The sequence below is a fragment of the Sphingopyxis sp. 550A genome (assembly GCF_053569535.1).
In genome coordinates this window covers 2,160,038-2,180,340 of sequence record NZ_CM131615.1, presented here as the reverse complement: position 1 = coordinate 2,180,340, position 20,303 = coordinate 2,160,038, and the positions used below count along the sequence as shown (strand labels likewise).

Below are 20,303 nucleotides of genomic sequence, written 5' to 3'. Positions count from 1 at the left end.
CGATGACGACGGACAGGATTGCGCTGATCGAAGCGGGCGGGACGAAATTCGTCGTCGGGGTCGCACACGGCGATCGCACGATTGCGGCACGCACGCGCATAGCGACGACGAATCCCGCCGAGACCATCGGCGCGGCGATCGACTGGCTGCGCGCGCAGGGCGGCGATTATGCCGCGGTCGGCATCGCCTCCTTCGGCCCGCTCGACCTCGATCCGGCATCGCCCACCTGGGGGCATATCACGCGAACGACCAAAGCCGGCTGGAGCGAGGCGGCGATGGCGGCGCCTTTTGCGCGGGCGCTGGACTGCCCGGTTGCGATCGATACCGACGTCAACGGCGCCGCGCTCGCCGAATATCGCTGGGGCGCGGGGCAGGGGTGCCGGTCGGCGCTCTACCTGACCGTCGGGACCGGAATTGGCGGCGGTGCGGTGGTCGGCGGGCGGCTGATCCACGGCGCCTCGCACCCCGAGATGGGGCATATCGCCATGCCGCGGCACCCGGACGATACGGATTTCGGCGGCATCTGCCCGTTTCACGGCGATTGCCTCGAAGGGCTAGCGAGCGGTCCGGCGGTTGCGGCGCGGTGGGGGGCGTCGCTTTCGGACCCGCCTGCCGAACATGAAGCGCACGCGATCATCGCCTGGTATCTGGCGCGGGCAATTGTTAGTTTTCAGGCGATTCTTGCGCCCGACCGCGTCATTCTAGGCGGCGGGGTGATGGAAACGCCCGGGCTGCTCGACCGCGTGCGGAGAGAAGTGGTGACGGCGGCGGGAGGCTATTTCGTGGGCAAGCCCGAAGAGATGATCGTGGCGCCTGCGCTCGGTGGCGATGCGGGGCTGCTCGGAGCGTTGGCGTTGACCGAGGTCGAAGGGAATCTGCGCGCAGCCGACGGTTAGCCGAGCTTTTCCATATCCTGCACGCGATTGATATTGACGATTGCATCGCTTTCGACCGCCTGCGCCCCGATCGCTTCGGCCCAGGCGCGCACTGCTCGTGAGCCGTCATTTGCCAGCCAGGCGGCAAGGCGGTCGGCGTCGGCGCTCGGCCAGATGCCGATCACGGGGCAGGAGAGGGCAAAAGCCGCGCCGTCCGACCTGCAGAGCCGATCGAGCACCCCCTCGGGAAGCTGCGGTGTATCGCAGGGCAGCGACAGCAGGCGCTCATATCCCGCCTCGCGCGCCGCTGTCAGCGCGCCCGCGAGCCCGCCGAGAGGCCCCAGCCCGGGGCGCGGCCGGTCGGGCACGCTTTCGTGGCTCGGATGGGCGTGACCCGACACGAAGACGACGCCGCAAATTGGGGCCAACGCCGCGATCGACCAGTCGATCAGCCTTCGGCCCGCGTATATTTCCTCTGCCTTGTCGCGGCCGAAGCGCGACGACGCGCCGCCCGCGAGGACGACACCGGCGAGGGCGACGGCGGCCGTCAATCGATCGTCCGCGCCAGCTCGCGGTTGAGCCACAACGCGACGAGCGTCCCGATCGCCCCCGACAGCAGATAGGCGCCTGCGGCGATCAGCCCGAACCGGCTCGACAACCACAGCGCGACCAGCGGCGCGAAACCCGCACCGAACAGCCAGGCGAGGTCCGAGGTCAGCGCCGATCCGGTGTAACGGTGGCGCGGGTCGAAGTTCGACGATAGCGCACCCGATGACTGGCCGAAGGCAAAGCCGAGCAGGATGAAGCCGAGGACCATGAACACCGCCTCGCCGACCTCGCCCGCGCCGAGAAGCTGTGGTGCGAAGCCGCTATAGGCGGCGATGGCGGCGGCGGTGACGCCCAGCAGCGTGCGGCGCCCGACGCGGTCGGCGAGATAGCCCGACGCGATGATCGCGAACACGCCGATTGCGGCCGCGACCGCCTCGATCATCAGGAAGCGCACCGGCGTCTCTTCGGTGAACAGGAACACCCACGACAGCGGGAACACCGTCACCATGTGAAAGAGGGCGAAGCTCGCGAGCGGGGCGAAGGCGCCCATCGCGATGATCCGCCATTCGGAACGCAGCGTTTCGGTCAGTTTCGCGGGTTCGAGGTCGCGATCCTCGAACAGCGCGGCATATTCGGGGGTCACGACGATGCGCAGCCGCGCGAAGAGCGCGACGACATTGATCGCGAAGGCGACGAAGAAGGGATAGCGCCAGCCCCAGTCGAGAAAATCCTGCGCCGGCAGCGCCGCGATCAGGAACATGAAGAGCAAGCTCGCAACGATGAGACCAAGCGGCGCTCCGAGTTGCGGGATCATCGCATACCAGCCGCGTTTCCCCTCCGGCGCGTTGATCGCGAGCAGCGAGGCGAGCCCGTCCCACGAGCCGCCGAGCGCCACGCCCTGGCCCATGCGGAAGAGCGCGAGGAGCAGCGCGGCGCCGATTCCGGCGGTCTCGTAGCTCGGAACGAAGGCGATCGCGGCGGTCGACCCACCGAGCAGGAACAGCGCGATCGTCAGCTTGGCGCCGCGGCCATAGACGCGGTCGATCCACGAAAAGACCATCGTGCCGACCGGCCGCGCGAGAAAGGCGAGCGCGAAGATCGCGAACGACCACAGCGTGCCGGTGAGCGGATCGAGGTGCGGGAAGACCAGTTTCGGGAACACCAGCACCGAGGCGATGGCGAATACGAAAAAGTCGAAAAATTCCGACGTTCGCCCTATGATGACCCCGATCGCGATTTCGGCAGGAGAAATGCGATGGTCGTCTTCGTAGAGCGCGCGGGCATCGCGTTCGGCCTGGGTGGTGGACGGCGCGGTTTCGGCAGACATAAGATGCGTCCTGCTACTGGCGCCGGTCCGGAGCGGACTTTGCGGCGCGAGTCGATCATAGGGCAAAAGCGCCCTTCATGAAATTGCCCCTGCGCGATCCGCGGCGATCGCGGGATTGGACAAAATGTCCTATGTGCAGTGCAACAAAGGAGGCCTAGGCGCGCATCATGCCAAGCAATCTCCCCCGTTTTCCCGCTCGCTTGCGGCTTTTGCCGCTGCTCGCCGCGCTGCCTTTGCTGTCGGGTTGTGGGCTGATCGTGCTCGATCCCGCGGGCGACGTCGCGCGCCAGCAGGGCGATCTGATCATCATCTCGACCGTGCTGATGCTGCTGATCATCGTGCCGGTGATGGCGCTGACGGTCTTTTTCGCGTGGCGCTATCGCGCGGCGAACAGGCAGGCGACCTACAAGCCCGACTGGGATCATTCGACCCAACTCGAACTCGTCATCTGGTCGGCGCCGCTGCTGATCATCATCTGCCTCGGCGCGGTGACCTGGGTCGCGACGCATTTGCTTGACCCCTATCGCCCGCTCGCGCGCACCGCGCCCGGGCAGGCGATCGCGGCCGATGTGAAGCCGCTCGACGTCAATGTCGTCGCGCTCGACTGGAAATGGCTGTTCATCTATCCCGAACAGGGCGTCGCGACGGTGAACGAACTCGCGCTTCCGGTGAACCGGCCGGTTCGCTTTCGCATTTCGGCATCGTCGGTCATGAACAGCTTTTATATCCCGGCGCTTGCGGGCCAGATTTACGCGATGCCGGGAATGGAGACGAAGCTCCACGGCGTGTTCGACAAGACCGGCACCTTCGACGGCTTTTCGGCCAATTATTCGGGGTGGGGCTTTTCCGACATGCGCTTCAAGGTGAAGAGCCTGCCACCGTCCGCGTTCGACCAATGGATCGCCGAGGCAAAGGCGTCGGGCGAGGCCGACCTTGACCGCGCCGCCTATCTGAAGCTCGAAAAGCCGAGCCAGAAGGAGCCCGTGCGTCGCTTTGCCGCCGTCGATCCGCAGCTTTTCGACGCGGTGGTCAACATGTGCGTCGAACCGGGAAAGATGTGCATGCACGACATGATGGCGATCGATGCGAAGGGTGGCGCGGGGATCGCCGGCATCCAGAACGTCCGTTCGATCACCTATGACAAATTCGCCGCGCGCGGAACTGGTGGCCTCGCGAACTGGAGCGTCCGCTATGTCGCGGCGCTGTGCAGCCAGCAGATGTACTCGGCCGACCGTCCCGATGCGAAGCCGGTGAACCCGGCGCCGCTGAAGGGCGAAGGCCTGCCCCATCCCAATCAGGCGCCCGAGCGCACCGCGCTGAACGCCGTTCCCCGCCAGACAAGCTGAAGGCAGCCTTCGTGATCACCCCGCAACCCGCCCCCGCAACCGGCCCTTTCCTCGGCAAGCTGTCGCTCGACGCGCTGCCGCTGCACGAACCGATCCTGGTCGTCACCTTCATCGCCGTCGCGATCGGTGGCATCGCGGTGCTGGCCGCGATCACCAGATATCGCCTGTGGGGCTGGCTGTGGCGCGACTGGCTGACCACCGTCGATCACAAGCGCATCGGGATCATGTACATGATCCTGGGGCTCATCATGTTCCTGCGCGGCTTTTCGGACGCGATCATGATGCGGCTGCAACAGGCGATGGCGTTCGGCGGGTCCGAAGGCTATCTGCCGCCGCACCATTACGACCAGATCTTCACCGCGCACGGCGTGATCATGATCTTCTTCGTCGCGATGCCGTTCATCACCGGTCTGATGAACTATATCGTCCCGCTTCAGATCGGCGCGCGCGACGTCAGCTTTCCCTTCCTCAACAATTTCAGCTTCTGGATGACGGTTTCGGGCGCGGCGCTGACGATGATCTCGCTGTTCGTCGGCGAATATGCCCAGACCGGCTGGCTCGCCTATCCGCCTCTGTCGGGGATCGCCTACAGTCCCAATGTCGGCGTCGACTATTATATATGGGGGCTTCAGATAGCCGGCGTCGGCACGACCCTGTCGGGGATCAACCTGATCGTGACGATCCTGAAACTCCGTGCGCCGGGCATGGGCCTGATGAAGATGCCGGTTTTCACCTGGACGTCGCTTTGCGCGAACGTCCTGATCGTTGCGAGCTTCCCGATCCTGACCGCGACGCTGACCTTGCTGGCGCTCGATCGCTATGCCGGCACCAATTTCTTCACCAACGACCTCGGCGGCTCGCCGATGATGTATGTGAACCTGATCTGGATCTGGGGACACCCGGAGGTCTATATCCTCGTATTGCCGCTGTTCGGCGTCTATTCGGAAGTCACCTCGACCTTCTCGGGCAAAAAGCTCTTCGGCTATACCTCGATGGTCTATGCGACGATCTGCATCACGATCTTGTCGTATATTGTGTGGCTGCACCACTTCTTCACCATGGGGTCGGGGGCCAGCGTCAACAGCTTCTTCGGCATCACGACGATGGTGATCTCGATCCCGACGGGGGCAAAGCTCTTCAACTGGCTTTTCACCATGTATCGCGGTCGCATCCGCTTCGAGCTGCCGATGATGTGGACGGTCGCCTTCATGCTGACCTTCGTCATCGGCGGGATGACCGGGGTGCTGCTCGCGGTGCCGCCCGCCGACTTCGTGCTCCACAACTCGCTGTTCCTGATCGCGCACTTCCACAATGTCATCATCGGCGGCGTCCTGTTCGGCCTGTTCGCGGCGATCAATTACTGGTGGCCCAAGGCGTTCGGGTTCAAGCTCGACGTCTTCTGGGGCAAGATCAGCTTCTGGTGCTGGGTGGTCGGCTTCTGGATGGCCTTCATGCCGCTCTATATCCTCGGCCTGATGGGGGTGACGCGGCGGATGCGCGTGTTCGACGACCCGAGCCTGCAAATCTGGTTCGTGATCGCCGCCATCGGCGCCGCGGTGATCGCGGTGGGTATTGCGGCGATGCTGATCCAGTTCGGCGTCAGCATCTGGCGGCGCAAGGAGCTCGCCGACGAAGGCGGCGATCCGTGGGGCGGTCGCACGCTCGAATGGGCGACCAGTTCGCCGCCGCCCGACTATAATTTCGCCTTCACCCCGGTGATCCATTCGCTCGACGCGTGGCACGACATGAAGAAGCGCGGGCATCAACGCCCGGTCGCGGACTTCCGCGATATCCACATGCCGAGCAATACGGGCACCGGCTTCATCCTCGCGGCCTTTTGCCTGGTGATGGGGTTCGCGCTGGTCTGGCATATCTGGTGGCTGGTGATCGCCAGCTTCGTCGCGACGATCGCCTATGCGATCTTCCATACCTTCAACTACAAGCGCGATTTCGACATTCCGGCGGCCACCGTCGCGGCGGTCGAGGACGTGCGGACCCGCCACCTTGCGGCCGGAGCCTGATGCGATGAGCGCCAAAACCATCACCGCAGTCGCAGACGAGCCGGTGCAGTTCTACGACCTCGACGAGCACGCGCATCCCGAGGGGCACAGCACGATGCTGGGCTTCTGGATCTATCTGATGAGCGATTGCCTCATCTTCGCGATCCTGTTCGCCTGCTTTGCGGTGCTCGGCGGCAGCTATGCCGCGGGACCGGCGCCGAAGGATCTGTTCGAGCTGCCGCTGGTTGCGCTCAACACCGCGATGCTGCTCTTCTCGTCGATCACTTACGGCTTCGCGGTGCTGCAGATGCAGCAGGGCAAGGTGAAGGGAACGCAGCTCTGGCTCGCGGTCACCGGCCTGTTCGGTCTCGCCTTCCTGGGGATCGAGCTCTACGAATTCCATCATCTGATCGAGATCGGCGCGACACCGCAGCGCAGCGCCTTTCTGTCGAGCTTCTTCACCCTCGTCGGCACGCACGGGCTGCACGTCACCTTCGGCACGCTCTGGCTGGTGGTGCTGATGGTCCAGCTCGGCAAGCATGGGCTGATCGCCGCGAACAAGCGCCGCGTCATGTGCCTGTCGATGTTCTGGCACTTCCTCGACGTCGTCTGGATCGGCGTTTTCACCATTGTCTATCTGATGGGAGTGCTGCGATGAGCGATCCCCACCACGCCGCGGACGCACCGCACGAGATCGAGATGCCGCACGCCTCGATGCGCGACTATGTCATCGGCTTCATCCTGTCGGTGATCCTGACCGCGATTCCTTTCTGGCTGGTGATGGAGCGGCCGCTGTCGGATGGCGCGACCGCGGCGGTGATCATGGTCTTCGCGGCGGTGCAGATCGTCGTCCACATGGTCTTCTTCCTCCATATGTCGCCGAAGGCCGAGGGCGGCTGGTCGATCACCTCGCTGACCTTCACGATCATCATCGTCGTGATCATGCTCGCGGGATCGCTGTGGGTGATGCACCATCTCAACACCAACATGATGCCGATGCCGCACGATGTGAGCCAGCTTCCTTGAAGCGCGGCTTCGTCGTCGCGGCGCTGATCGCCGTGGCGGCGGGTTTCGCCGCGCTCGGCGTCTGGCAGCTCGATCGCCGCGTCTGGAAGCATGACCTCGTCGCCGCGGTCGATGCGCGCATTCACGCAGCGCCGGTCGGGGCGCCGGGCCCCGGTGCGTGGCCGCGGATCGATGCGAAGGACGACGCCTATCGCCGCGTGACCGCGCGCGGGCGTTTCCGCCACGACCGCGAGACGCTGGTGCAGGCGGTGACGGCGCGCGGCGCGGGCTATTGGGTGCTGACGCCGCTCGAAACCCCGCGCTTCACGCTGCTCGTCAATCGCGGCTTTGTGCCGAGAGAGCGGCGCGATCCATGCACGCGCGAGGTGGGGAACGCCGCTGGCGATATGACGGTGACCGGCCTGCTGCGCGTCACCGAGCCCGGCGGCGCCTTCCTGCGCGCGAACGATCCGGCGGCGGGCCGTTGGTATTCGCGCGATGTCGCGGCGATTGCGAAGGCAAGGGGGCTGGGCCGGACGGCGCCCTATTTCGTCGATGCCGACGCCACGCCCAACCCCGGCGGCTATCCGGTTGGCGGGCTGACCATCGTGCGCTTTCCCGACAATCATATGGTCTATGCGCTGACCTGGTTCGCGCTTTGTGCATTGAGCCTCTTTTTCGCGGGACGGCTGTGGCGTATCCGGGATTGATGACCGAGCCCACGATCCCGCCAGTCGATGCGCCCGCCGAGGCGAATGCCGGGCGTCGGAACATGGCGCTGCTGATCCAGCTCCGCTGGCTCGCGGTGGGGGGGCAGCTTGCGACGATCGCCATCGTCACCGGCCCGATGCGCATCCACCTGCCGCTTGCGCCGCTGGTGGCGGCGATCGCGGTGCTGATCGCGATCAACTTCGCCAGTCTCGCGCTGCTGCGGCGCGGGCGCGCGGTGACCAATGCCGAGCTGACCGCGGCGCTGCTGTTCGATGTCGCGGCGCTCGGCTGGCAGCTTCATCACAGCGGCGGGCTCGCCAATCCCTTCGCCTCGCTTTTCCTGCTTCAGGTCGTGATCGGCGCGATCCTGCTCACGCCCGCCTCGTCGTGGGCGATCGTCGTCGCGGCGCTTGCGGCGATCGGGGTACTCGCGGTCGAGCCGACCCCGCTGATCCTGCCGCCGCCCTATGCCGCCGATCCGATGGCGCTCTATCTCAAGGGCAGCCTCGTCTGCTTCCTGCTGATCGCGGTGCTGCTCGTCGCCTTCGTCACCCGGATCAGCCGCAATCTGCGCGACCGCGACGCCGCGCTCGCTGCGAGCCGCCAGCGCGCGGCGGAGGAGGATCATATCGTCCGCATGGGGCTGCTTGCGTCGGGCGCTGCGCATGAGCTCGGGACGCCGCTATCGACGCTGTCGGTGCTGATCGGCGACTGGAAGGGGGCGCCGGACCTCGCAAAGGCGGAGCTTCAGGACGATCTGGCCGACATGGACGCGGCGGTGCGGCGCTGCAAGGCGATCGTCAGCGGCATCCTGATGTCGGCGGGGGAGGCGCGCGGGATCGCGCCCGAAATGACGACGATGCGGACCTTCCTCGGCGATATCGTCGCCGACCACGCGGCCCGCTTCGCCGGGCGCATCGACCTTAGCGACCGCTTCGGCGCTGATGTTGCGATCGTCTCCGACCCGGCGCTGCGGCAGGTGATCGGCAACGTCATCGACAACGCCGCCGAAGTGTCGCCCGACTGGATCGGCATCACCGCGTCGCGCGACGGCGAGACCGCGGTGATCGAGATCGCCGATCATGGTCCGGGTTTCGCCGAAGCGATGCTCGACGGGTTCGGCCAGCCCTATCGCTCGACCAAGGGACGCCCCGGCGGCGGGCTCGGGCTCTTCCTGCTCGTCAACGTGCTGCGCAAACTCGGCGGCTGGGCGAGCGCCGAGAATCGCGATGCCGGCGGCGCGGTGGTGCGGATCATGCTGCCGCTCGCGGCGGTCGCGGCCCGTGAAAGCGAGAGCGCATGAGCGACCGGCGGCAATTGCTGATCGTCGAGGACGATGACGTCTTCGCGCGGACGCTCAAGCGCTCGTTCGAACGCCGCGGCTATGAGGTGCGCGTCGCGGCAAGCCCCGACGAAGCCGAAATGCTGCTGGCCGGGTGGCGTCCGGGCTTCGCGGTGGTCGATCTCAAGCTCGGCAATGCGTCGGGGCTTGTCGCGGTCCAGATGCTGCGCGCCGCCGATCCGGCGATGCGGATCGTCGTGCTCACCGGCTTCGCGAGCATCGCGACGGCGGTCGAGGCGATCAAATTGGGCGCGTCCTATTATCTCGCCAAACCGTCGAACACCGACGATATCGAGGCGGCGTTCGATCGGTCGGAGGGGAATGTCGATGCCCCGCTCGACGCGCGGCCCTCGTCGATCAAGACCGTCGAGTGGGAGCATATCCACCAGACGCTGGTCGAGACCAATTTCAACATTTCGGAGGCCGCGCGGCGGCTGGGGATGCACCGGCGGACGCTCGCGCGGAAGCTCGAGAAACGGCAGGTGAAATGATGCGGCGGCTCGCGCGCTTCGATCTCAACCTGCTCCAGGTGTTCGATGCGATCCACGCGAAGGGCGGGGTGTCGGCGGCGGCGCGCCACCTCAACCTGTCGCAGCCCGCGATCAGCCATGCGCTCGCGAAGCTGCGCGATGCGTTCGGCGATCCGCTGTTCGTGCGGCAGGGCAACCGGCTGGTGCCGACCTCGGCCGCGCGCGCGATCGCCGGGCCGGTGCGCGAGGCGCTGCGCGGGCTGGACGCCGCGCTCGACGCCGCGACCGCCTTCGACCCGGCCGAAACGGCGCGCGAATTTCGCATCGGGGTGCGCCTGTCGGGCGAGATGCCGCGTTTCTCCGCGCTTGCGCTGCGCGTGCGGAGCGAGGCGCCGCGGGCGATGTTGGCGAGCGTGACCTTTCGCCGCCGCGACCTGGTGGTGGCGCTCGCGAACGGTGACCTCGACCTCGCGCTCGATGTCGCCTTGCCCGCCGACGACCGGCTTTGCCGCCATTATCTCGGCACCGAGCCGCCCGTCATCGTGGCGCGCAAGGGGCATTCGCGCATCGATGGCGCGATCGACCTCGATACCTATCTGGCGCTCGACCATATCGTCGCTACCGCGCGGCCGCACGGGCCGGGGATGGAGGATATGGCGCTCGACCGCCTGGGCCTCGCGCGCCGCGTCGCGGTGCGGTGCCAGCACGCGATCACGGCGTGGCAGATCGTCGCCGCGTCCGACATGCTCTTTTCGCTGCCGCGATCGCACGCCGAAGTGCTCGATGCGATGTGGCCGATGCAGCTCGTCGAGATGCCGCTGCCGGTCGAGCAGGGGGGCAGCTATCTCTATTGGCACCAGGCGGCCGATGCCGACCCCGGCCTGCGCTGGCTGCGCGCGATCATCGCGGATGAACTGGGGAAGTCGGAATAGGTTCGCCTTTATCGTCATCCCGGCGAAGGCCGGGATCTCGCCCTTGTTTTGTAATGCACCGGTGAGATCCCGGCTTTCGCCGGGATGACGGAAGGATATTATTCAAGCGAATATCGAATATTCAAACCTATCATTTCTATCGATGGATGATTATCGCTAGCGTCGCCGCAAATCACAGCGGAGACCCCCTATGACCGAGATCGAACTCGAAGCCGAACTCAACGACCTGCGCATGTCGAAGGAGGCGCAGCCGCTCTTCGACGCGGTGAAGCGCCACATCGCCGAGAATGTCGATCCGATCACCGAAGAATTCTTCCGGCTCGGCGAGGGCCGCGCCGATCGCTGGAGCTGGGCGCCGGGTCAGCTCGACCTGCTCGAAGGCGCGAAGAACAAGGCGAAGGCCGCGGGTCTCTGGAATTTCTTCCTGCCGCACGGCGACACCGGGACGCCGCTCACCAACCTCGACTATGCCTATATCGCCGCCGAACTCGGCAAATCGCCGCTCGCATCGGAATCGCTGAACTGCTCGGCGCCCGATACCGGCAATATGGAAGTGCTCGAAATGGTCGGCACGCCCGCGCAGAAGGAGCAATGGCTGAAGCCGCTGCTGAACGGCGAAATCCGCTCTGCCTATGTGATGACCGAACCCGGCGTCGCCTCCTCGGACGCGAGCAATCTCGAAACCAGCGCGGTACTCGACGGCGACGAATGGGTGATCAACGGCGAGAAATATTTCATCAGCGGCGCCGGCGATCCGCGCTGCAAGATCCTGATCTGCATGCTTCGGACCAATCCCGAAGCCGCGCGTAAGGGGCAGCATTCGCAGATCCTCGTGCCGATGGACACGCCGGGCGTGCAGGTGCTCGGCCCGATGCGCGTGTTCGGCGCCGACCATGCGCCGCAGGGCCATATGCATATGCGTTTCGACAATGTCCGGGTGCCGCGCGAGAATATTCTCCTCGGCGAGGGGCGGGGGTTCGAAATTTCGCAGATGCGCCTCGGCCCGGGCCGCATCCATCACTGTATGCGCACGATCGGCAAGGCTGAACTGGCGCTCGACCTGATGGTCAAGCGCGGCAATTCGCGTACCGCCTTCGGGCGGCCGCTGTCTCAGCTCGGCAAGAATCTCGAGGTCATCGCGCGGGCGCGCTGCGATATCGAGGCGCTGCGGCTGATCGTGCTGAAGGCGGCGAAGGCGATGGACCTGCTCGGTAATCGCCAGGCGCGCGTCTGGGTGAGCATGGCCAAGGCGATGGTGCCCGAACGCGTGTGTCAGATTATCGATCAGGCGATCCAGATTCACGGCGCGACCGGCATCTCGCACTGGACGCCGCTGGCCGACCTCTATGCCGACGTTCGTCATCTGCGCTTCGCCGATGGCCCCGACGAGGTTCATTATATGGTGGTGGGCCGCGAGGAACTGGGGCGGCATTAAAAGTTGCGTCGTGCCCCTGCGAAGGCAGGGGCCTATCTCCGGTCGGTTCTATCCGCACCGACCGGAGATGGGTCCCCGCCTTCGCGGGGACACACGAATATAAGCCGGGTTTAAAAACTCTTCGGCAGTTTCAGCACATGCGTCGCGACATGGCTCAATATCAGGTTCGTGCTGATCGGCGCGACCTGATAGAGCCGCGTTTCGCGAAACTTGCGTTCGATGTCATATTCCTCGGCGAAGCCGAAGCCGCCGTGGGTCTGGATGCACATGTCGGCGGCATACCAGCTTGCTTCGGACGCCAGCATCTTCGCCATATTGGCTTCGGTGCCGCACGGCTCGCCCGCCTCGAACATCGCCGCCGCCTGATCGACCATCGCCGCCGCCGCCGATAGCTGGACATGCGCGCGCGCGATCGGGAACTGGATGCCCTGATTTTCGCCGATCGGCCGCCCGAACACTTCGCGCCCCGAAGCATAGGCCGACGCGCGGTCGATGAAGAAACGCCCGTCGCCGATGCATTCGCTCGCGATCAGGATGCGCTCGGCATTCATGCCGTCGAGGATATATTTGAAACCCTTGCCTTCCTCGCCGATCAGGTTCGCGGCGGGGACGCGGAGGTCGTCGAAGAAGAGTTCGGTCGTCGCATGGTTGAGCATCGTACGCACCGGGCGGATCGTCAGGCCATTGCCGACCGCTTCGCGCATGTCGACGAGCAGCACACTCATTCCGTCGGACGATTTGGCGACCTGATCGCGCGGCGTGGTACGAACGAGCAGCACCATCAGATCGCTGTGCTCGGCGCGACTGATCCAGATCTTCTGCCCCGAAACAACATAGTCATCACCGTCGCGGCGCGCGAAGGTCTTGATCCGCGTCGTGTCGGTGCCGCTCGTCGGCTCGGTGACGCCGAAGGCCTGGAGGCGCAGCTCGCCGCTGGCGATGCCGGGCAGATAGCGCTGCTTCTGCTCGGCCGATCCGTGCTTCAGGATCGTGCCCATCGTGTACATCTGCGCGTGGCACGCCCCGCCGTTGCAGCCCGAACGGTGGATTTCCTCGAGGATCGCCGTCGCCGCCGACAGGCCGAGCCCGGCCCCGCCAAACTCCTCGGGCACGAGGACCGAGAGAAAGCCCGATTGCGTCAGCGTGCGAACGAATTCGGTCGGATAGATGCGGTCGCGGTCGAGCGCCTGCCAGTAGGAGCCGGGAAAGTCGGCGCACAGCCGGCGGACGGATTCGCGGATTTCGGGATGGGAGGCTTCGGGCATCGCTGGCTTTCCGGTTTCGATCTGAGACCCGCTGCCCATAGCGCAGATGCCGCCGCCTGCAATCGGCAAACGCCTGACTGGCCGGCTAGACGCCGCCTCCGTTCGCAGACCGGCGGCCGCGCAGATATTGCTCCATCCCGGCGCGCCCGTCCGCCGTCAGGCTGATATGGACGACGCGGTTGTCGTGGCGCGACGGTGTGCGGAGAACGAGCCCGCGATCGACGAGCCTGCCGATCCAGCGCAGCGCCGTCGTCGGAGGCACCACGGCGGCGACGCACAGGCTCTGGATGCTGACCGCGCGCCCGAAATGTTCCTGGACATAGAGGTCGAGCAGCATGTCCCACGCAGGCTCGGCAAAGACGCCGGCGCGGAAAATCCGGTCGCGCCGGCGCCGGTTTGCATAATCCTCCTGCGCGAACGCGACGAGCCGGCTTGCCTCGTCGGAATCGTGCGCGCTGGGCGGCCGGGCAGGTGAGTTTTGCGGGCTCATAGCAGACCTCTTTCGCGCATGCTGACGATGTCCGTGCCGCCGACGATCAGGTGGTCGAGAAGGCGGATATCGACCGATCGGGTGAGCTCGGCGATCCGCCGGGTCAGCGCGACGTCGGCGGGACTGGGCTCGGCGGACCGCGATGGGTGGTTGTGGGCGAGGATGACGCCATGGGCGCCGACGTCGAAGGCGCGGCCGAGCAGGCGGCGCAGGCTGGTCTCGACCTGCCCGGTCGAACCGCTCGCTACCTGCTCGTCGGCCAGATAGCCCCAGTCGCGGGTCACATAGGTCGCGTGCAGGCATTCGGTCGGCGCCTTGCCGATGGTGAAGCGCAGATATTCGCGGAACGCCGGATCGCTCGTCGATACGGGCGCATGCGATATCCGCTCGCGCAGTCCGGCCTCGAACAGGGTGCGCGCCGCGACGATCGCCTCGGCCAGCCGCCGGTCACCTTCGAGCGCGGCGACGAGCTGTTCGGGAGAGGCGGCGAGCGCGCGGCCGAGACCGCCGAAATGGCGGATCAGCCGGTCGGCGGCGATTTCGGCGAGGCCGCCCGCGAAGGGTTCGAGGAGGTTCGCCACGACCGGTAGGGTCCGTAGCGCCTCTCGCGCCTCGCGTGCGCCCAGATTCCGCCCGCCAGCGTCAGCAGGATCAGGTTGTACGGTGCGTAATTCATCACCGCATAGGCGAGAATTCCCACCTTGCTGTCCATTTCGCGCGCGAAATGGGAAACGACGGAAACGAGCTGGAAGGCGGAAAGCCATAAAGGATAGACCCGGTTCGCCCGCAGCGCGACGGCGATGAAGACCGCCGCGGCGAGCAGGTCGGAAACCAAGTGACCGACGTCGACCGATGCATAGATCGTGCCGCGTCCGACCACGAGGTGATAGATGCGGTCGCCGACATCCATGGCGGCGATCACCGCCGCGCAAATCCGTTCGGGCCCGGCTCCCCAGCGCAGCGATGCGGCCACGAGCAGCAGCATCGTCACGATATTGAAGGTCCAGGTCCAGCTCATCCGAGCGGGTTTGGCTTTGCACGGCAACGGCGTCAATCGCCAAGGCCGGCCCCTAGGCGGCAGCTTCCTTGCCGGGGTCGCCCGTGCCCGAAAAGATCGGCGTGTCGTCGTGATTGGGGCCGCCGGTAATCCGCGCCCTGGCCTCGACGAGCGCGTCGTGCGAGCGGAACACGTCGTTCGCGGCGCTGATGTCGGATTGGATTGCGCGGCCCAGGCGGACGATCGCGTCCTGCCCGATGTGCGGCGCGGGCACCTCCTCGACCTGCCGCGCGCGCAGGATCGTGCTCATCACGTCGAGCTTGGCGAGCAGACTCTCGTCGGCCTTCGCCTCGGCGGCGCGGATCTGGTTGCGTATGCGGATCATGAAAGCTGGAACGGCGGTCATTTTCTTCCCCCGCGGCCCGGCGCTCGCGGCCGGAACTCGCCAATATCGGATCAGGGAAGGCTAATGACCGAGCGTCGCCGTGAGCGCGCCCGCGGCGGCAAGGCCGAGGACGAGACTGGCGATGGTCGCGAGCAGCATGACCGCGATCGCCGCGCCACGGGTCAGCACGGCATTGTCGCCGTCGAGCACCCTGGGGACGACTTTGGGTTCGGCCGCGCCCGTCCAGGGCGGATCGATCGAAATCGCGACCGAATCCCTGAAGGTCAACGCGGCGTCTTCGCCGTCCTCGACCGGCTCTTGCTCCGCGGCGACGGGTTCGGCGAGACGAAGACTTTGCCTGTCAGTTTCTACACCATCGGTTGCGCCATGGAGTGCAGCCCAATCGCGATAGCGCCGCGCGAGTTCGAGGCGGGTGATTCCGCCGAAGCGGATGCGCAAAAGCTCGATGCGGCGATTGACCGCCGATTCGGACAGACCGAGTGCGCCGGCGATTTCCTTTGAGGTGCGGCCGTTCGCGAGCAGGTCCAGAACCGCCGACTGCTTGTCGGTCAGCAGGTCGAAACCGCCGCCGTCGGTCTGGGGGCTGCGCTCGGCCGTCATCGTTCAGGATGCCAGCGCCCGGTCGAGCTTTGCCGCGCGTGCGCGCAATATCTCGTCCTTTGTCTTCGCAAGCGCGGGGGCAGCCTTGTCGAGCAGCCGCCGCGCCCCGGCCTTGTCGTGATCGCCGACGGCGACCTCGGCCAGCGCGACGTCGACGGTGGCGTCGAAATCGGGATTGCCGAGAAGCTGCGCGGTCTTTTCGCGGTCGACCGCGGCCAGCATCGGCCCGGCTTCGGCGAAGCGCTGGTTGGCGATCAGGCATTCGGCGGTGAAATAGCGGATTGCGTGCGTGAGCGGATAATCGGCGCCGAACGCCGAAAGACTGGTGTCGAGCGCGTCGCGCGCGAGACCCAGCGCTTTCGCCCGCTGCGGCGTCTGGCAGAGCGCCGAGGCATAGTCGATCTGCCCGGTCAGCGCCTGATGCGAATGCGCCCCGGCCTGCGTGGCCGCGCCTTTCCAGACCTTCTCCGCCTCGGCTGCCGCCTCGGCATAGCGGCCGAGGGCGGCGAAGCTCTCGAAACGGGTCGAACGCAGGCCGAGGGTGAAACGATGGTCAGGGCCGAACCTTTTTTCCATCGCCGCGAGCAGCGGCGTGCTGCCGTCCAGCGCTTCCTTGTAGCGCCCGGTCATCGACAGGCTGTTCAGCCAGTGCTGGCGGGTGACGAGCGTGTCGGGATGATCGGCGCCGCGGATGCGCGTCGAATCGGCGACGATCGCGCGCGCGATCGGCTCGGCCTTGTCGGCCTGCCCGAGCCGCATCAAAGTCAGCACCAGCGACGAGCGCGCCTTGAGTAACTGCCCCGGCGGCACATCGGCTCCGCTCGCTTCGCCGATCGCCACCGCGCGGCGGAACGCGGGCTCGGCCCGTTCGATGTCGGCGAAATAATCATAGGCGCCTTCGGCGCGCGCGAGCGCGAAGCCCATGCGGCCGGTCTCGCCGCGCTTGCCGAGCCGCGCGCGCTCCTTCTCCAGCAGGCGACCCGCCTCCTCGAGCCGCTCGGGCTGACCCGACGTCGCCTCCATATTGATGCGGTCGAGGCGGCCGGTGATGGCGTCGTCGCTTTCGGTCTCGCCTGCCTTCGCGAACAGCGCGTCGGCGCGCGCATATTCGCCGCGCGCGGTGTCGGGGTCGGAGCGCTGGTGAAAGGCGCGCGCGATGGCGAGGTGCAGCCGCGCGGCGATCCCCGGATTGGCCGCGAAACGCTGGTCGATCTGCTCGCTCGCGCGCTTGATCGCGTCGACGACGGTTTCGTCGGCACTCGATTTGGCGGGGTCGGGGCTGCCCAGCACATCCTCGGCGATGAAGGCATAGCTGGTCTCGGTCAGTTCGCGCGCGGCGAGTGCGGCGCCCCGCTGGTGCCAGGCATAGGCCGCGAGCGCCGAGGTCGCGAGCAGCCCGGCGGTCAGGCTCGCGAAGGCGGCGCGGACCCACGGCCGCTGCGCCGCGCGGCGCTCCTCGCGGCGTTTCTGATCGGCCAGGAAGGCGGCGCGCTCGGCGGCTTCGGCGGCCTGGGCGCGGCGGTCGTCCAGCCGCTCGATCCGCTCGGCAAGGTCGGCGGCGCTGTCCAGCCGGTCGCCCGGCGTCAGCGCGGCAGCGCGCGCGATGTCGCCCTGCAGCAGCGGGTCGGCGACCCGCTCCTCCCAGCCCGGCGCAAGCGCCGCGGTGAAATCGCCGACGACGAGCTGATAGAGGATCAGCCCCAGCGCGTAGATGTCGCTCTTCACCGTCGGCACCGCGTCGCCGACCAATTCAGGCGCACGATAGGCGAGCGTGCCCGACCGCGGCTCGTCCTTGCCGAGATCGGTATCGAGCGAACCCGGATTGGTGATCTGAAAGCTGGCGAGCAGCGCGTCGTCGATCAGCCGCCCGCTGCCGAAATCGACGAGCCGCAGCACCGGGCCGTTCTCGCTGTCGTCGATCAGCATGTTGGCGGGCTTCAGATCCTTGTGGAGGACGCCGACGCTGTGGATGCCCGCGACCGCGCGCGCTGCCATCGCCGCGACCGCCAGCCGCTCGGCGAGCGGGATTGCGGACAAGCCGCCTTCGGCCCAGGCAAGCAGATCGCGCCCGCCCCAGGCATATTCGAGAAAGAAGGGCGCCGCGTCGAAATTCCATTCGTGCAGCGCTGGAAGCGGCGAAGCCTTCCCGAGCCCGGCCGACACAAGGCGCGACAGCGCCGCCTCGCGCTTCAGCGCGCGCAGCCGGTCGGGCGCGTCGGCGAATTTGAACACCCGCTGCTCGCCCGTCTTGGCCTGGTGCGCGAGCCAGACGTCCGCGGCGCCGGTGTCACCCAGCGGCCGTTCGAGTTGCCAGGCCTTGCGTCCGGGAACACTGTCCCCGGTGGTGAAAGCGAAACGCGGCGCGAGCGGCGTGTCGATGCTTTCGACCTCGACCGGCGCGGTCAGGCGATAGCCGACACGCGGCACGGTGGCGACGATGTCCGAACCCGCAGTACCGAGCGCCTTGCGCAGCTTCGAAATGGCGGTCGCGAGAGAGCCCTCGACCACGGTCACGCCGGGCCAGACCGCATCGAGAATCTCGTCCTTGGTGACGACTTCGCCCGCGCGCAGCAGCAGTTCATGCAGCACCTCGAGCGGCTTGCCCTCGAGCGCGACGGGGGCGCCGCCGATGCGCAGCGTCCAGCTCGCTTCGTCGAACTCAGCGTTCACAAAGCGCCATAACCGCCGCCGCCGCCGCGACGAATGAGTAGCTGACATGGCTTTACGACCCCCTGTTACGCCCGCTTTTCCCAAGCTTTAGAAATTCTTGATAGCGGCATCAAGACTTTGCCGTTGCCGCGCATTTAGGTGACGGGAAGACTTGGCGGCAGACGCACCGTGCGCCGTGATAGGTGAGTCGTCGCGATCGATCTATTTTTGAACCGGGGGAACATCATGCGTTTTGTCCTTGCTCTGATGTCGCTTGCCGCCTGTTCGCTGCAGGCCACCGTTGATGCCCAGACCGCGCCGAAGCCCTGGCCGCGCGAGGTGCAGGCGGTCTATGACCAGCTCAAGCAGGATTGCCGCGCCGAAGGCGGCAAGTTCGTTCCCGATCGCGCGGGTTTCGCGACCCAGGTCGAGGTGACGAACGACGGCAAGCCCGACTGGGTGATCGAATATGCCGCGACCCGCTGCACGACGTCGGGTTATTCGGCGTGGTGCGGGACCGCGGGTTGCGTGATCGGCATCCTCGGTTCGACCAAGAACGGCCTGCGCGAAATTTTCAACGACAATGTCCGCGGCTGGGACATCATATCCGTCGACGCGAAGCGCAAGGGGCTGATGCTGTTGACCCACGGCAGCGTCTGCGGTGGATATGGCGCGGAGGTTTGCGGACAAACCCTTGTTTGGAACGGCCAGAAATGGGTGCAGACCGGAATGCAGCGGAACGTCGATCCGTCCAAGATGAAGGGCGGCGACGGTGCTGGCGAGGAAGAGAATTTTACCCCGCCGCCCCAGCACACCGCGCGGTGGCAGTTCGCGGGGACGGGATCGGGTGCGATCGCGGCGGTGACCGGACACCCCGAATTCGCGGCGATCGGCATCCGCTGTCAGCCCGGCGGCGGTCTTTATATGACCGTCGTGCCGAAAGCCGGCGTTCCACTTCCCGCCGCGGGGCATCCGCTGCTGCTTTCGTTCCGAAGCTCGATGGAGGATCGCGAAGGAACGCAGACTCTCGTGCAGGAGCCGGGGAAGGGCGATTTCAGCGGGACGATCGACCCGGTCGTCGAAAGCCTGCTCAGCGGCCGCGATACCGACCTGTCGCTGATCGCGAGCAGCGACGGTGGCGATGAATGGAAGGATCTGAGCTATGTCTCGCTTGGCGGTTCGACCGCCGCGATCCGCGCGCTCGTTCCGCAATGCGCCTCGGCGGCGGGGGCGGCGTCGGGCGCGCAGGCGGCGGGGCAAAAGCCCGTCGCGCCGCTCGGCATCGTATCGGGTTATTATGTGGACGAGACCGAGCCTTGCTCGAACCCCGGCTTCGAGGCGCTCTACTATGACGGCAAGCGCCTCGGCCTGATGCGCGGCGGCGGCGCGCCGGGCGGCCTCGAGGAGAATTTCGTCGGTCCGCTCGGCAAGGTCGAAAAATCGCGCGGTTCCTTCTTCCTTCCCGAATGGGAAATGGAGGTAAAAATCCTATCGCCGACGCGCATCCAACTTACCATTCAGGATACCGGCCCGCCGATGCGCTGGTGTCCGGCGGAGCAGATCGGCGCCAAGTGGCGGCTGCGCTGACCGGCACCGGCCACGGGGCCACCGGAACTTCCTGCACTGGCGCGCGTTTCTCGATCATCCAAACAGGATGATGCGATGCCCCTTTCGCCCGACGCGCGGGCGAGGGTGAGGTCGCGCGCCAATAGGGAGAATAGGCATGTTCAGATGGGCTATTATTTTTGCGGTCGTGGCGCTTATTGCCGCGCTGCTCGGCTTCGGCGGCATTGCGGGCATTTCGGCCGAGTTTGCGAAAATCCTGTTGATCATCGGCGTCGTGTTGTTCGTCGTCGCCTTCCTCTTCGGACGCGGCGGGCGGACCACGCTTCCCTGACGGAGCG

Annotated in this window: 21 protein-coding genes; 12 read left to right on the top strand and 9 right to left on the bottom strand. The window is 66.3% G+C overall.

From position 1 onward, the window contains the following. Positions 1-2: 2 nt before the first annotated feature. Positions 3-896 carry an ROK family protein gene (locus ACVENA_RS10565; protein ID WP_449328753.1) on the top strand — a complete coding sequence of 298 codons (894 nt, stop codon included), beginning with the start codon at positions 3-5 and terminating at the stop codon, positions 894-896. Here the strand turns inward: ACVENA_RS10565 and mobA are convergent. Both mobA and ACVENA_RS10555 read right to left on the bottom strand, forming a co-directional pair. Further along, positions 893-1,426, bottom strand: coding sequence for a molybdenum cofactor guanylyltransferase (gene mobA, locus ACVENA_RS10560; protein ID WP_449328752.1), 534 nt, complete (start codon positions 1,424-1,426; stop codon positions 893-895). The two genes, ACVENA_RS10565 and mobA, sit on opposite strands and share 4 nt — an antisense overlap. Continuing rightward, positions 1,423-2,751: an MFS transporter gene (locus tag ACVENA_RS10555; RefSeq protein ID WP_449328751.1), complete on the bottom strand. Its 1,329-nt coding sequence runs from the start codon at positions 2,749-2,751 to the stop codon at positions 1,423-1,425. The genes mobA and ACVENA_RS10555 overlap by 4 nt, the downstream gene beginning before the upstream one ends. A gap of 167 nt (positions 2,752-2,918) precedes the next feature. On the opposite strand from ACVENA_RS10555, the gene cyoA reads away from it, so the two are divergent. The 9 genes from cyoA (at position 2,919) to ACVENA_RS10510 (ending at position 11,992) form a co-directional block, all read left to right on the top strand. Next, a complete protein-coding gene (cyoA, locus tag ACVENA_RS10550) occupies positions 2,919-4,097 on the top strand; it encodes a ubiquinol oxidase subunit II (protein WP_449328750.1) in 1,179 nt (392 codons plus the stop codon). 14 nt (positions 4,098-4,111) lie between these two features. Next, positions 4,112-6,118, top strand: a complete 2,007-nt coding sequence (gene cyoB, locus ACVENA_RS10545) for a cytochrome o ubiquinol oxidase subunit I (RefSeq protein WP_449328925.1) — start codon at positions 4,112-4,114, stop codon at positions 6,116-6,118. Positions 6,119-6,122: 4 nt separating this feature from the next. Next, entirely contained in the window at positions 6,123-6,755 is a 633-nt protein-coding gene (gene cyoC, locus ACVENA_RS10540) for a cytochrome o ubiquinol oxidase subunit III (RefSeq protein WP_449328749.1), read from the top strand. Then, on the top strand, positions 6,752-7,123 hold the full coding sequence (cyoD, locus tag ACVENA_RS10535) for a cytochrome o ubiquinol oxidase subunit IV (protein ID WP_449328748.1): 372 nt from the start codon (positions 6,752-6,754) through the stop codon (positions 7,121-7,123). The genes cyoC and cyoD overlap by 4 nt, the downstream gene beginning before the upstream one ends. Then, positions 7,120-7,812: an SURF1 family protein gene (locus tag ACVENA_RS10530; RefSeq protein ID WP_449328747.1), complete on the top strand. Its 693-nt coding sequence runs from the start codon at positions 7,120-7,122 to the stop codon at positions 7,810-7,812. The genes cyoD and ACVENA_RS10530 overlap by 4 nt, the downstream gene beginning before the upstream one ends. Next, positions 7,812-9,116 (top strand): ATP-binding protein, encoded by a 1,305-nt coding sequence (locus ACVENA_RS10525; RefSeq protein ID WP_449328746.1) that lies wholly within the window; start codon positions 7,812-7,814, stop codon positions 9,114-9,116. Before ACVENA_RS10530 ends, ACVENA_RS10525 begins: the two co-directional genes overlap by 1 nt. Beyond that, positions 9,113-9,646, top strand: coding sequence for a response regulator transcription factor (locus ACVENA_RS10520; RefSeq protein ID WP_449328745.1), 534 nt, complete (start codon positions 9,113-9,115; stop codon positions 9,644-9,646). The genes ACVENA_RS10525 and ACVENA_RS10520 overlap by 4 nt, the downstream gene beginning before the upstream one ends. Then, the gene (locus tag ACVENA_RS10515; RefSeq protein ID WP_449328744.1) at positions 9,643-10,557 is read left to right on the top strand and encodes a LysR family transcriptional regulator; all 915 of its coding nucleotides are present in this window, start codon (positions 9,643-9,645) and stop codon (positions 10,555-10,557) included. The genes ACVENA_RS10520 and ACVENA_RS10515 overlap by 4 nt, the downstream gene beginning before the upstream one ends. 190 nt (positions 10,558-10,747) lie before the next feature. Continuing rightward, a complete protein-coding gene (locus ACVENA_RS10510; RefSeq protein WP_257550832.1) occupies positions 10,748-11,992 on the top strand; it encodes an acyl-CoA dehydrogenase family protein in 1,245 nt (414 codons plus the stop codon). Between the two features lie 110 nt (positions 11,993-12,102). On the opposite strand, the gene ACVENA_RS10505 is transcribed toward ACVENA_RS10510, so the two are convergent. From ACVENA_RS10505 to ACVENA_RS10475, 7 genes are all read right to left on the bottom strand, one after another. After that, positions 12,103-13,257 (bottom strand): acyl-CoA dehydrogenase family protein, encoded by a 1,155-nt coding sequence (locus ACVENA_RS10505; protein ID WP_449328743.1) that lies wholly within the window; start codon positions 13,255-13,257, stop codon positions 12,103-12,105. An 85-nt stretch (positions 13,258-13,342) separates the two neighbouring features. Further along, on the bottom strand, positions 13,343-13,747 hold the full coding sequence (locus ACVENA_RS10500) for a winged helix DNA-binding protein (protein ID WP_449328742.1): 405 nt from the start codon (positions 13,745-13,747) through the stop codon (positions 13,343-13,345). After that, the gene (locus tag ACVENA_RS10495; protein ID WP_449328741.1) at positions 13,744-14,328 is read right to left on the bottom strand and encodes a JAB domain-containing protein; all 585 of its coding nucleotides are present in this window, start codon (positions 14,326-14,328) and stop codon (positions 13,744-13,746) included. The genes ACVENA_RS10500 and ACVENA_RS10495 overlap by 4 nt, the downstream gene beginning before the upstream one ends. Next, positions 14,268-14,765 carry a hypothetical protein gene (locus ACVENA_RS10490; RefSeq protein ID WP_449328740.1) on the bottom strand — a complete coding sequence of 166 codons (498 nt, stop codon included), beginning with the start codon at positions 14,763-14,765 and terminating at the stop codon, positions 14,268-14,270. Before ACVENA_RS10490 ends, ACVENA_RS10495 begins: the two co-directional genes overlap by 61 nt. A 52-nt stretch (positions 14,766-14,817) precedes the next feature. Continuing rightward, a complete protein-coding gene (locus ACVENA_RS10485) occupies positions 14,818-15,129 on the bottom strand; it encodes a hypothetical protein (protein ID WP_449328739.1) in 312 nt (103 codons plus the stop codon). An 81-nt stretch (positions 15,130-15,210) separates the two neighbouring features. Next, entirely contained in the window at positions 15,211-15,750 is a 540-nt protein-coding gene (locus tag ACVENA_RS10480) for a helix-turn-helix domain-containing protein (protein ID WP_449328738.1), read from the bottom strand. 3 nt (positions 15,751-15,753) lie between these two features. Then, positions 15,754-18,468 (bottom strand): protein kinase domain-containing protein, encoded by a 2,715-nt coding sequence (locus ACVENA_RS10475; RefSeq protein ID WP_449328737.1) that lies wholly within the window; start codon positions 18,466-18,468, stop codon positions 15,754-15,756. Between the two features lie 177 nt (positions 18,469-18,645). Between ACVENA_RS10475 and ACVENA_RS10470 the strand changes: the two genes are divergently transcribed. After that, positions 18,646-19,986 carry a hypothetical protein gene (locus tag ACVENA_RS10470; protein ID WP_449328736.1) on the top strand — a complete coding sequence of 447 codons (1,341 nt, stop codon included), beginning with the start codon at positions 18,646-18,648 and terminating at the stop codon, positions 19,984-19,986. A 136-nt stretch (positions 19,987-20,122) separates the two neighbouring features. Continuing rightward, the gene (locus ACVENA_RS10465) at positions 20,123-20,296 is read left to right on the top strand and encodes a DUF1328 domain-containing protein (protein ID WP_257550800.1); all 174 of its coding nucleotides are present in this window, start codon (positions 20,123-20,125) and stop codon (positions 20,294-20,296) included. Positions 20,297-20,303 lie beyond the last annotated feature (7 nt).

Bases quoted from the DNA above. Each gene is read 5' to 3' on its own strand.
- ACVENA_RS10565 (WP_449328753.1), top strand. From the start codon at position 3: ATGACGACGGACAGGATTGCGCTGATCGAAGCGGGCGGGACGAAATTC.
- ACVENA_RS10555 (WP_449328751.1), bottom strand. From the start codon at position 2,751: ATGTCTGCCGAAACCGCGCCGTCCACCACCCAGGCCGAACGCGATGCC.
- cyoA (WP_449328750.1), top strand. From the start codon at position 2,919: ATGCCAAGCAATCTCCCCCGTTTTCCCGCTCGCTTGCGGCTTTTGCCG.
- cyoC (WP_449328749.1), top strand. From the start codon at position 6,123: ATGAGCGCCAAAACCATCACCGCAGTCGCAGACGAGCCGGTGCAGTTC.
- cyoD (WP_449328748.1), top strand. From the start codon at position 6,752: ATGAGCGATCCCCACCACGCCGCGGACGCACCGCACGAGATCGAGATG.
- ACVENA_RS10525 (WP_449328746.1), top strand. From the start codon at position 7,812: ATGACCGAGCCCACGATCCCGCCAGTCGATGCGCCCGCCGAGGCGAAT.
- ACVENA_RS10520 (WP_449328745.1), top strand. From the start codon at position 9,113: ATGAGCGACCGGCGGCAATTGCTGATCGTCGAGGACGATGACGTCTTC.
- ACVENA_RS10515 (WP_449328744.1), top strand. From the start codon at position 9,643: ATGATGCGGCGGCTCGCGCGCTTCGATCTCAACCTGCTCCAGGTGTTC.
- ACVENA_RS10510 (WP_257550832.1), top strand. From the start codon at position 10,748: ATGACCGAGATCGAACTCGAAGCCGAACTCAACGACCTGCGCATGTCG.
- ACVENA_RS10505 (WP_449328743.1), bottom strand. From the start codon at position 13,257: ATGCCCGAAGCCTCCCATCCCGAAATCCGCGAATCCGTCCGCCGGCTG.
- ACVENA_RS10500 (WP_449328742.1), bottom strand. From the start codon at position 13,747: ATGAGCCCGCAAAACTCACCTGCCCGGCCGCCCAGCGCGCACGATTCC.
- ACVENA_RS10490 (WP_449328740.1), bottom strand. From the start codon at position 14,765: ATGAGCTGGACCTGGACCTTCAATATCGTGACGATGCTGCTGCTCGTG.
- ACVENA_RS10485 (WP_449328739.1), bottom strand. From the start codon at position 15,129: ATGATCCGCATACGCAACCAGATCCGCGCCGCCGAGGCGAAGGCCGAC.
- ACVENA_RS10480 (WP_449328738.1), bottom strand. From the start codon at position 15,750: ATGACGGCCGAGCGCAGCCCCCAGACCGACGGCGGCGGTTTCGACCTG.
- ACVENA_RS10475 (WP_449328737.1), bottom strand. From the start codon at position 18,468: ATGTCAGCTACTCATTCGTCGCGGCGGCGGCGGCGGTTATGGCGCTTT.
- ACVENA_RS10470 (WP_449328736.1), top strand. From the start codon at position 18,646: ATGCGTTTTGTCCTTGCTCTGATGTCGCTTGCCGCCTGTTCGCTGCAG.
- ACVENA_RS10465 (WP_257550800.1), top strand. From the start codon at position 20,123: ATGTTCAGATGGGCTATTATTTTTGCGGTCGTGGCGCTTATTGCCGCG.